The sequence below is a fragment of the Corynebacterium sp. AOP36-E1-14 genome (genome assembly GCF_052377495.1).
Taxonomy (GTDB): domain Bacteria; phylum Actinomycetota; class Actinomycetes; order Mycobacteriales; family Mycobacteriaceae; genus Corynebacterium.
In genome coordinates this window covers 1-10,163 of sequence record NZ_JBQSWV010000047.1, presented here as the reverse complement: position 1 = coordinate 10,163, position 10,163 = coordinate 1, and the positions used below count along the sequence as shown (strand labels likewise).

Here is a 10,163-nt window from a genome sequence, read left to right as displayed (position 1 = left end):
GGCGTGGTGTTGCCCAACACCCCGCCCCCCGCCCCAACTTGGTACCCCTGCGGGGGATCAGTTCTCGTGCCAGGGGCCGATGTCGGTGACGGGGAAGTCCATCTTGTCCGCCATGACCTGGTAGGTCTCCAGTCGCACGTCGAGCACGCGGGTCTGTTCGGAGAGCAGGTCCGGCAGGCCCAGACCGATCTTGGAGAGCTCCGCGGCGATGTCGTCGGGGGCCCAGTCCGCGTTGATGGTGATCGGGATCATCGTGTCCACGCCGAGCAGCTCCAGCGTCATCGTCAGTTCCTGCACGAAGATGTGGAAGTTGCCGGTCAGGGTGCTGGTGTTCCCCTTGGTGTCGTCCAGCAGGTCGGGGCCCAGGGAGTTGGGGAACTGCACGCGCAGGTTCTCCATGACAGCCTGGTCGGCGTCGATACGGATCGCCTTCTTCGGCCCCTGCACCGTGTCGATGGTGACGTAGGACAGCTTCATGCCCGGTGTCATCGTCGCGTTGTCGGTCTTGATGGTGAAGGTGTCGCCGTACGGTGGCCGCATGTTCGCCACCGGCTCCGGCGGTGCCACGTTCAGCCCCGGGATCTCCACCCCGAGGGACTCCAGGGAGCCGTCGATGCCGTCCTGCAGCTGGTTGCCGTCCGGCAGGGTGAGCTCGGGGAGGTTGAGGTCGGGGACCTCGGGAAGCTCCGGAAGGTTCGGCAGGGCGGGGGAGTTGTTGGTCTCCCCGTCGGTGTCTCCGTCGCCGTTGCCGGTCTGGCCGGGGATCTGCAGGTCCGGCAGCTGGATGTCCGGCAGGCCGGGGATCTGGGCGCGGGCGTCGGGCGTCTGGATGCCGACACCGACGGCGAGCGCGGCGAGCACGGCGATCACCGGCTTCGCGTTCGCGGCTCCTTTCCCTGACTTCTCTGCTTTCCGGGCCTGCTTGGCCTCCTTCTTCTGGCGCTTCTCGTCCTTGGCGTCCTCGCGGGACTGCGGGTCCCAGGCCAGGGCCAGGGCACCGCCGACGAGGCCGAGGATCAGGCCGATGATGAGCCCGCCGAAGTTCGTCTGCCACAGGGACAGGACCGAGAGGATCATCGCGGCGACGCCGGCGATCACACGCCCTTCACCACGGAACCAGCACATCAGTCCGCAGGTGATCAGCAGGAGGCCGATGACCAGGGTGGAGACCCCGCCCATGGTGGAGATCTGGATCTGGATGTTGGAGATCTCCAGAGACAGGTAGGCCGGAGCCATGATCGCGATGCCGGCCAGGATCATCAGCAGGCCGGCACCGAACGGGCGCTGCTTGCGCCAACGGGTGAAGCGCCGGTTCTGCTTCTCGAGCTTCTCCGAGCGGGACGCATCGTCGGACGCGGTGGCACCGGCAGCGTCGCCGGACGCCGCGTCGCCGGCGGAATCGCCGGTGGCGTTGTCGTTGACGGCGTTGTCGTCGACGGCGTCGATGAGCTCGGTGGTGTCCTCGTCCCTGGGATTGTCCGGGGACGAGGTGGAGTCGTCAGGCATCAGCACTCAGCCTCGTCAACGCTCACGACACCCACCTTGGCACCTGCGGCGGTGAGCTTGTCCGCGCTGATCGAGGTGGCCTTGATGACCTGGTCCCAACCGGTCAGGCTGTCCGCGTGCAGGCCCCAGGAGCCGGCGGCAGGCTCGTCGTCGAGCTGGCTGGCGTCCACACCGATCTGCGCGTTGTTCAGCGTGAGGCCACCGACCAGGCCGGGGGCGCCGAGCACCAGGTGCTCGGCGGTGGTGTTCTCGCCGGGGACGAGCATCTGGAAGCGCTTCTCGCCCAGGCCGGGCAGGTTCAGCGGAGCCGTCATGCACATGTCGGTGATCGTGGCGTCGTCGAACACCAGACGGGCCACGCCCTGGGCGCCGTCGTGCTGGTCGTCGGTGCCGCCGAAGATGGCCACACCGCTGGCGTCGAGGTTGCTGACCTCCTGGTTGAAGATCGTGTTCGACAGTGCCAGATTGGCGGAGATACCGCCCTGGGCCATTGCCACGCCCACCCCGGCGGTGGCCAGGAGGCCGACCGCCATGACGCCGGCGAACCGCTTTCCCTTGATGTGTCCCATGTTCGTTCCTCCGTTGGTGAGGTGGCGCTCTCCACGCCCCTCGGTTAGTAAATATGAAGCCGACTTCGCAACATCGTATCGCTGTCGTACTTGTTTCTGTGAAGAATGCGCAAATTGTAGTGGGGCGTGTCACGATCGGCGGGTAGCCGACGTGCTGACCAGGCATAACACTAGCGCACTGATTTGTAGTGCGACAAGGGCGACCACCAGCGCGACCCACCCGATCTGGAAGAAGTAGCCCGAGAGCCACCCGATCACCGAGGATCCGAGGTAGTAGCTCATCACGTAGATCGAGGAGGCCTCCGCCCGGTCGCGGTCGGCGATCTGGCCGACCAGGGTGGAGGCGGTGGAGTGCACGGTGAAGAAGGCGGCGGTGAACAGCAGCACGCCGAGGACGGTGACCACCAGGTTCGGCACGAGCGCGAGGCACAGGCCCACGGTGGTCAGGGTGACTCCGCCGACCAGCACCCGTGCCGCCCCGTATTTGGCGACCATCGCCCCGGCCCGCGCCGAGGACCACGTCCCGGACAGGTAGAGCAGGAACACCGCCCCGGCGAGAGCCTCGGTGAGGCCGAACTCGCCGGTCAGGCGGAAGCCGAGGTAGTTGTACAGGGAGACGAAGGCGCCCATCATCAGGAACGGCAGGATGAACAGGGCCACCAGGCGGCGGTCGTGCCAGTGGCGGCGGAAGGCGGCGACCTCGTGGCGCAGGGTGATCTTCTTCGGCGTGAAGTGGCGCTGCGGCGGCAGTGCCCAGACGCACACCAGTCCGAGCGCGAAGGCGACCAGCCCGCCGGCGAGCACGGCGCCGCGCCATCCGGTGAACTCCAGTACGCCGGACGGCACCAGGCGTCCGAGCAGCCCGCCGAGTGTCGTGCCGGCGATGTAGAGGCCCATCACCCGGCCCAGGTGGTCCTGGCGGATCTCCTCGGACAGGAAGCTCATCATCACCGCCGGGACGCCGGCGACCGCCAGGCCCTGCAGGGCGCGTAGGCCGATGAGGATGCCGATGCCGGGGGCGATCGCCAGCAGCAGGCTCAGCGCGGTGGCCGCCAGGACGGACACCTGCAGGACGCGGCGACGACCGACGCGTTCGGACAGGATGCTCACCGGGATCACGGCGACGGCGAGCATGCCGGTGGTCGCCGACACCGTCAGTGCGGCGGTGGTGGGGGTGACCCCCAGGCCGTCGTGGATCGCCGGCAGGACGGCCTGGGTGAGGTACATGGCGTTGAAGCTGGCCAGTCCGGCGGTGGCGGCGGCGACCATCACCCGCCGGTAGCCGGGGTCGCCCGGGGAGAGCCGCGTGTCTGTACCGTCTGTGCCGTCTGGGTCACCGGTGCCGCCTGTGTCGTTCATGCCGCCCATCGTGGTCACCTCCCGCTGACAATCAAAATGCATTACAATGACGAACCTGTCCCGAATAATGCATCAGGCGGCGCGCAGGCCGTCACAGGCTCGTCAGGGGAGGTGTCGTGCGTGGCTGACCCCGTGGACCTCGACTGGTTCCTCGACCTCGTCGAGACCGGCAACATGGTCGACACCGCCCTGACGACCGGCATCAGCCAGTCGGCGTTGTCGCGTCGTCTGGGCAAGCTCGAGGCCGCCGTCGGCGTGGAACTCTTCGACCGGCGGGGCCGCAACCTCGTGCTCAACCACCGCGGCGCCGTGCTGGCCGCGGCCGCCGTGGACACCCGGGACACCTGGCGCGCCGGCGTCGACGAGGTCCGTCGGCTCGTCGACCCGGAACTGGGAACGGTGCGCCTGGGCTTCATGCACTCGTTGGGCACCTGGCTGGTTCCCGACCTGCTGAGGGAGTTCCGCACCGCCCACCCCGGCATCGACTTCGAACTGGTGCAGGGCGCGGCACTGGGCCTCGTCGACCAGGTGCTGGACGGGCGCCTGGACCTGGCGATCGTCGGGCCCTGCCCCGTCGACCACGTGTCCTCCGGGGTGGTGGGCTGGACGGAACTGGCCGAGCAACGCCTCGGGCTGGCGGTGTCCTCGGACCACCGGTGGGCGGGCCGGGCGTCCATCGTCCTGGCGGAGGCGGCGGAGGAACCCTTCGTGGCGATGCTGGAGGGCTACGGCACCCGCCTGCTGCTCGACGGGCTGGCCGCCGACAACGGATTCCGCCCCCGGCTGGTCTTCGAGTCCATGGAGCTGACCACCGTCGCCGGACTGGTCACCGCGGGGCTCGGCGTGGCACTGCTGCCGCTGGGCGACCCGAACCTGCAGATGGAGGGAATGTCCGTGATCCCCCTGGACACGGACAAGGTGCGCGAGCTCGGCGTGGTGTGGGACGCCGCGGGCACCAACCTCACGCTGCCGGTGGCCCGCTTCCTGGAACTCGTCAGGCGGCGGGCTGTCGACGGGTGACGAAGGAGGCGACCACACGCCACCCGATCATCAGGATCCCCAGGAAGATCAACGAGGTCAGCAGGAACATCCACGGCAGCGACAGGTTCACGACACTGCGCACCACGATGCCGATGAACCACGTCACGATCAGCACGCCGAGGCCCGTGCCGGGGGCGGGACGCACGGTCCCGGTGAGCACCAGCGCCCACGCCACGGCCAGTCCGAGCAGGAACGGCCAGGACGTCCCCAACCAGCCGAGGATGGAGAAGCCGGAGTCGTGGGAGAGCCTGCCCAGCAGGGCGAAAACGAGGACGGCGACGGCGTCGATGACCAGCGCCATCGTGGTCGAGGTACCGGCGGTGGCGGAGAACGGACCGGCGGGGCCGGACGACACATCGGGGGATTTCGTCATACCGACCATTCTAGGGTGTGACCACCGCCCGTGGGGGTCACTCCTCCGGACGCTCCGGATGACGGGGGAGCCGGTCGATGATGCCGTCGTCGTCCGTACCGTCCCCCGTACCGTCCCGGTCGTCGTGCGGGCGTCGAGCCGCCGAGCCGCCGGTGATCTGCCGGAAGGTCAGGCCCCGGCCACTGCGGCGCCGGACGTCGGACGTACCGGACGCCCCGCCCGCCGAACCGGCAGAGCCGGTCGTGTCGCCGGCACCGCCGGTGCCCGCCCCGGACGCCGCGGCGTCCTGCGCCTCCTCCGGGCGCACGAACGTCCACAGGAACACCAGCCAACCGACCAGGGTGAGCAGCGCGAAACTGATCATGCGGAACACGATGACCGCGGCCACCGCCTGCCCGGACCCCAGCCCCGCGGTACCGACCAGCATCGTGGTCAGCGTGATGTCCACCGGGCCCAGCCCGCCGGGGGTGATCTGCGCCTGGCCCACGAGCTTGGCCATGATGAACGCCAGCACCGCGCCGGCGACGCTGGGTTCGGCGCCGATGGCCAGGATGCACAGGAACAGGCACACGATCTCCAGCACCCAGTTCAGCAGGGAGACGAACACCGCGTAGCCCAGCCACTTCGGCGAGAGGTCCACGGCCCGCAACTGGTCGGCGAAGCTGCGGATCTGCTCGTGGAACCGGTCGGCGGGCTTGTGGCGCTTCTCGTTGAACCAGGTCATCGCCGCCAGCAGGCCGGCCTGCACCTTCTCCGGGTTGCGTGCCACCCAGTTCGCCGCGAGCGTCAGGGCGATCAGCGCGACCAGGGAGAACGTCAGCGAGAACACGTGCACGTTGGCCTGCAGGAAGAACACCGCACCGAAGCCCAGGATGGCCATCGCCGCACCGGACAACGCCCCGGAGATCACCAGGTACCAGCTGGCGATGACCGGGGTCGCACCCCACTTCATCTGCTCGCGGAAGATCATCGCCGCCGAGATCGCCGGCCCACCCGGGAACGACGACGACCACGCGTTGGCCGACAGCCCCAGCGCATTGGCGCTGGTGCGTTTCACCGGCACGCCCGCCGGCCGCAGCAGCGCGACCATCACCTCGGCCTGCGCGACCATCGACAGGCCCATCGCGACCACGGCGGCCAGGATGTACCAGTTGTTGGCCTGCAGCATCGCCGCCCACCCCTCCTCGAGGAAGTGGTAGTGGTCGCGGGCGAGGAAGATGATCGCCCCCAGCAGCATGAGGGTGAGCAACGCCCGGACGCGCGGATCCTTCAACCACTGGAGGATCATGCGCCACCGGTCGCGGAAACGGCTGGGCTGGGGGTCGGAGGTCATCGGCGGTCAATTCTCCCGGTCGTCGGGACGTTCCTGCTGCAGGCGCCGCATCAGTTCGCTGAAGGGGACCGCGTCGTCCGACGTCGCGTGCGCACCGTAGGACGCCGCCTCGTCGTGCTCCTCGGCGTCCGATGCGTCCGCCGCGTCCGTCGCGTCCTGCGTTTCGACCCCGGCGGGACGCGCCGCGGGCAGCGGCGAGCGGGACACGACGGCGCCCCGTGCGTCCGGCGCTGCGTCCTGTGCCTCGTCCTGCGTCTCTTCCGGGGCACCGACGGTGACCGGTTCGCGGACCGGCTCAGAGGTCGGCCCAGAGGTCGGTCCAGTGGCCTGCTCCGGGCTGTAGCCCTCGAGTTGCTCGTTGTGGCCGATCTTGCGCGACAGGGCCGTGACCCAGCGCGGCGCCCACCAGCAGTCCTCGCGCAGCAGGAACATCACCGCGGGCACCAGCAGCATGCGGATCACCGTGGCGTCGATGATGAGCGCGGCGATCATGCCGAAGGCGATGTACTTCATCATCACGATGTCGGAGAACGCGAACGCCCCGGCCACCACGATCATGATCAACGCCGCGGCGGTGATGATGCCGCCGGTCGTGGCCGTGCCGAACCTGATCGCCTGTGGTGTCGAGGCCCCGTGCGCCCGGGCCTCGACCATCCTGGACACCAGGAACACCTCGTAGTCCGTGGACAGTCCGTAGATGATCGCCACGATCAGCACCAGCACCGGGCTCATCAGCGGGCCCGGCGAGAAGTTGAACAGGTCCGCGCCCACACCGTCGACGAACAGGGCGGTCAGGATGCCCAACGTCGCACCGGTGCCGAGGATGTTCATGATCACCGCCTTCGCCGGCAGGATCACCGACCCGAACACCAGCGACAGCAGGATGAACGTGGCGGCGATGATGTACACCAGCATCCACGGCAGCTTGTCGAACAGCGCCTCGATCGACTCGACCTCCATCGCCGGGGTGCCGGCGACGAGCACGGTCCCGTCGGCGTTGAGGCCGTGGGCGATGTCGCGCAGCTCGTTGACGATGCGGTCGTTGTCGTCGCGGTCGGCGATGCCCGCCGACAGCACCGTCACCCCGTCCTGCGTGGGCTGAGACACCTGGAAGGTGCCGGTCAGACCCTCGATGGCGTTGGCCTTCTGGAAGACCTCGCCGACGGCGGCGTTGTCGCCCTCGACGACGAGCTTCACCGGGTCGGTGCGGAACTCCGGGAAGTTGTCGTCGAAGTGCGACTGGGCGATGCGGGTGTCGTTGCCCGGCGGGAGGTAGGTCTCGTTGATGCCGCGGAACTTCACCCCGCTCAACGGGATGGTCAGCAGGATCAGCAGGGCCACGATGCCCACCGTCATCAGCTTCGCGTGCTTCATCGCGAACGCCGGGACCTTGCCCCACCACGACGCCACCGTGGCCTCGCGGGTACGCCCGCGGCGGATGATCGTCCACTTGTCGATGCGGTGGCCGAGCATCGCGAACAGGCTGGGCAGCACCGCCACGCTGATCAGCGCCGCCAGGCCCACCGCGGAGATCGCGCCGTAGGCCACCGACTTCAGGAAGGCCTGCGGGAACATCAGCAGGCTCGACAAGGCGACCGCCACCATCAGGGCGGAGAAGACCACGGTCTTGCCCGCCGAGGCGGTGGTGTTGCGTACCGCGGTGCGTGTGTCGTTGCCCTCGGCGAGCTCCTCACGGAAACGCGAGACCATGAACAGCCCGTAGTCGATCGCTAGGCCCAGGCCCAGCAGGGTGACCACCGACTGGGAGAAGGTGTTCACCTGGGTGACCCCGGCGAGCACCGAGAGGATGCCCATCGACCCGAGGATCGACAGGATGCCCACGACCAGCGGCATGCAGGCGGCGACCACGCTGCCGAAGATCACCAGCAGCAGCAGGGCGACGACCGGCAGGCCGATCAGCTCGGCGCGCTGGATGTCGTCGCCCATGCCGGAGTCCAGGGCGCCGGCGACGGCCGTGGCCCCGCCGATCTCCACGGTGGCACCGTCCACGGTGATCTGGTGCAGCTCGTCCTCGATGACCCGGTAGTTGTCGAGCACCTCGTCCTCGGTGCCGTGCAGGCTGATCGCGGCGAAGGCGGAGGTGCCGTCGTCGGAGAGCATCTGCTCTTGACCGGTGTCGAAGTAGCTGGTCATCCCGGCCACGGCGTCCTGGTTGCCGACGGCGATGGCGTTGAGCTGGCTGCTGACGTTCTCCATCAGGCCCGGATCGGTCAGGTCGGCGCCATCGGCGCTATCGCTGGTGACGAGCACGATCACGTCGCCGGAGGCGTCGCGTCCGAAGGTCTCCTGCTCGATCTGCGCGGCGCGGGTGGAGTCGCTCGTCGGGTCGTCCCACCCCTCCTGGCTCATCCGGTCGTCCAGCTGGGTGCCGATGCCCAGGTAGAGCACGCCGATCAGCACGATGATGACGGCGGGGATGATGCGTCGGAAACGGAAGGCGAAGTCGCCCCATCTCGTGAACACTTAGGAAGGCTCCTTTCAGCGAACCAACGCGGAGAGTGGGCGGTACGGCTGGAGCCAGGCACCGTCGTCCGGCAGGGAGTCGAGGTTGACGCGCGGCAACGGCGCGCGGAAGACCCCGGGGATGTCCTCGAGGTCGAGGAAGCCGATGGTCTCGTTCTCCACGGCCCAGTGGGCGTGCTCGTGGAAGCCGAGCACGGTCACCGGGATCTCCCCGGCGAGCTCCTCGAGCAGCTCGCGGAAGTTCTGCCCGTCGGCGCTGGCCACGACCAGACCGTCGAGCACGCCCTCGTCACGACGACGACGGATGTGCTCGAGCATGTCCGGGTCGACGTCGGAGTCCTCGGTGAGCTTCGGCTTGGCGAAGACGGCGAAACCGACGTTGCGCAGGGCGTCCACCCAGCCGCGGATCTGCTCGGCGGAGCCGGGCGCGACGTTGGTGAACACCGTCGCCTCCGGCGTCAGTTCCACGGCCTCGCCGGACGCGTCGCGCGCCTCGTCGATGAGCCAGCGGCCCACCGCGTCGAAGCGCGGGCGGTGCACGGCGTCGGGGCGTCCCCCCAGCAGGGAGCCCAGACCCATGTCGATGTTCGGCGCGTCCCAGACCAGCAGGTACACCGGCGTCTGCTCGGCCTGCCCGGTGTAGGACAGGGCCTCGGCGTTGCCGGAGCGCGCGCCGCTCATCGCCGCTTCCAGAGGTACTCGCGGATGGTGTGCTCCTTGTCCAGGCCCTTGCCCTCGAACTTGGTGATGATCTGGCGGTCGGTGAGCACCGGCGCCACCTCGGCGCGGGTCGTCTCGTCCTGCGGCCAGCCCAGGTACTCCAGGTCCGGTTCCACGTCGACGAGCTCGTCGATCCAGTCGGCGTAGTCGGCGTGGTCGGTGGCGACGTGCAGGATGCCGCCGGGGCGCAGACGCGAGGCGATCAGGTGCAGCGTGCCGGTCTGGATGATGCGGCGCTTGTGGTGCCGCGCCTTCGGCCACGGGTCCGGGAAGAAGATGCGCACCCCGGCGAGGCTGCCCGGGGCGAAGAGACGCTGCAGCACCTCGACCCCGTCGCCCTTGACCATACGGACATTCCCGATGTCGCCGCGCACGACCGAGCCCAGCAGCTTCGCCAGGCCCGGACGGTAGATCTCCACGGCGACGACGTTGGTGTCCTCTTCCAGCGGGGCCATGGCCGCGGTGGACGTTCCCGTGCCGGAGCCGACCTCGACGATGGTGTCGTGGCCGGTGCGTCCGAACCATCCGTCGAGGTCGACCGGGTCGGTGAGGTCGTCGGTGAGTTCGATGCCCAACGACGGCCAGTTCTCCTCCCAGAGGTTCTCCTGGTTGTCGGTGAGTGTTCCGCGCCGGAAACTGAAGCTACCCAGTCGCGGATAGTCGCGTCCGTCGTTAAACTCTGTCTGCAGGGGGCGGCCACGGCCACCCGAACGCGGTGCTGGGGGGTTATCGGTATTAGACATCCCTCACATTGTGGCAGAACACAGCGGTACAGGGA

9 protein-coding genes are annotated in these 10,163 nt (G+C 68.7%); 1 reads left to right on the top strand and 8 read right to left on the bottom strand.

The features are described 5' to 3' along the window. Nucleotides 1-57 precede the first annotated feature (57 nt). The 3 genes from ACT3TD_RS14280 to ACT3TD_RS14270 form a co-directional block, all read right to left on the bottom strand. Nucleotides 58-1,506: a DUF6114 domain-containing protein gene (locus ACT3TD_RS14280; protein ID WP_444638060.1), complete on the bottom strand. Its 1,449-nt coding sequence runs from the start codon at nucleotides 1,504-1,506 to the stop codon at nucleotides 58-60. Beyond that, nucleotides 1,506-2,075 carry a DUF6230 family protein gene (locus ACT3TD_RS14275; RefSeq protein ID WP_301441657.1) on the bottom strand — a complete coding sequence of 190 codons (570 nt, stop codon included), beginning with the start codon at nucleotides 2,073-2,075 and terminating at the stop codon, nucleotides 1,506-1,508. The genes ACT3TD_RS14280 and ACT3TD_RS14275 overlap by 1 nt, the downstream gene beginning before the upstream one ends. A gap of 129 nt (nucleotides 2,076-2,204) precedes the next feature. Further along, on the bottom strand, nucleotides 2,205-3,434 hold the full coding sequence (locus tag ACT3TD_RS14270; RefSeq protein ID WP_441579733.1) for an MFS transporter: 1,230 nt from the start codon (nucleotides 3,432-3,434) through the stop codon (nucleotides 2,205-2,207). A gap of 120 nt (nucleotides 3,435-3,554) precedes the next feature. Between ACT3TD_RS14270 and ACT3TD_RS14265 the strand changes: the two genes are divergently transcribed. Next, nucleotides 3,555-4,454: a LysR family transcriptional regulator gene (locus ACT3TD_RS14265; protein ID WP_301441655.1), complete on the top strand. Its 900-nt coding sequence runs from the start codon at nucleotides 3,555-3,557 to the stop codon at nucleotides 4,452-4,454. Here ACT3TD_RS14265 and ACT3TD_RS14260 read toward each other — a convergent pair. The 5 genes from ACT3TD_RS14260 to trmB are packed head-to-tail and all read right to left on the bottom strand — an operon-like array spanning nucleotide 4,429 to nucleotide 10,128. Further along, nucleotides 4,429-4,848: a DUF3054 domain-containing protein gene (locus tag ACT3TD_RS14260; RefSeq protein ID WP_301441654.1), complete on the bottom strand. Its 420-nt coding sequence runs from the start codon at nucleotides 4,846-4,848 to the stop codon at nucleotides 4,429-4,431. The genes ACT3TD_RS14265 and ACT3TD_RS14260 overlap by 26 nt on opposite strands. 37 nt (nucleotides 4,849-4,885) lie before the next feature. Next, entirely contained in the window at nucleotides 4,886-6,181 is a 1,296-nt protein-coding gene (locus ACT3TD_RS14255) for a lysylphosphatidylglycerol synthase transmembrane domain-containing protein (protein ID WP_301441653.1), read from the bottom strand. A gap of 6 nt (nucleotides 6,182-6,187) precedes the next feature. Further along, nucleotides 6,188-8,665, bottom strand: coding sequence for an MMPL family transporter (locus tag ACT3TD_RS14250; protein WP_441579734.1), 2,478 nt, complete (start codon nucleotides 8,663-8,665; stop codon nucleotides 6,188-6,190). Nucleotides 8,666-8,680: 15 nt separating this feature from the next. After that, entirely contained in the window at nucleotides 8,681-9,346 is a 666-nt protein-coding gene (locus ACT3TD_RS14245; RefSeq protein WP_301441651.1) for an NYN domain-containing protein, read from the bottom strand. Then, on the bottom strand, nucleotides 9,343-10,128 hold the full coding sequence (trmB, locus tag ACT3TD_RS14240) for a tRNA (guanosine(46)-N7)-methyltransferase TrmB (protein WP_301441650.1): 786 nt from the start codon (nucleotides 10,126-10,128) through the stop codon (nucleotides 9,343-9,345). Before trmB ends, ACT3TD_RS14245 begins: the two co-directional genes overlap by 4 nt. Nucleotides 10,129-10,163 lie beyond the last annotated feature (35 nt).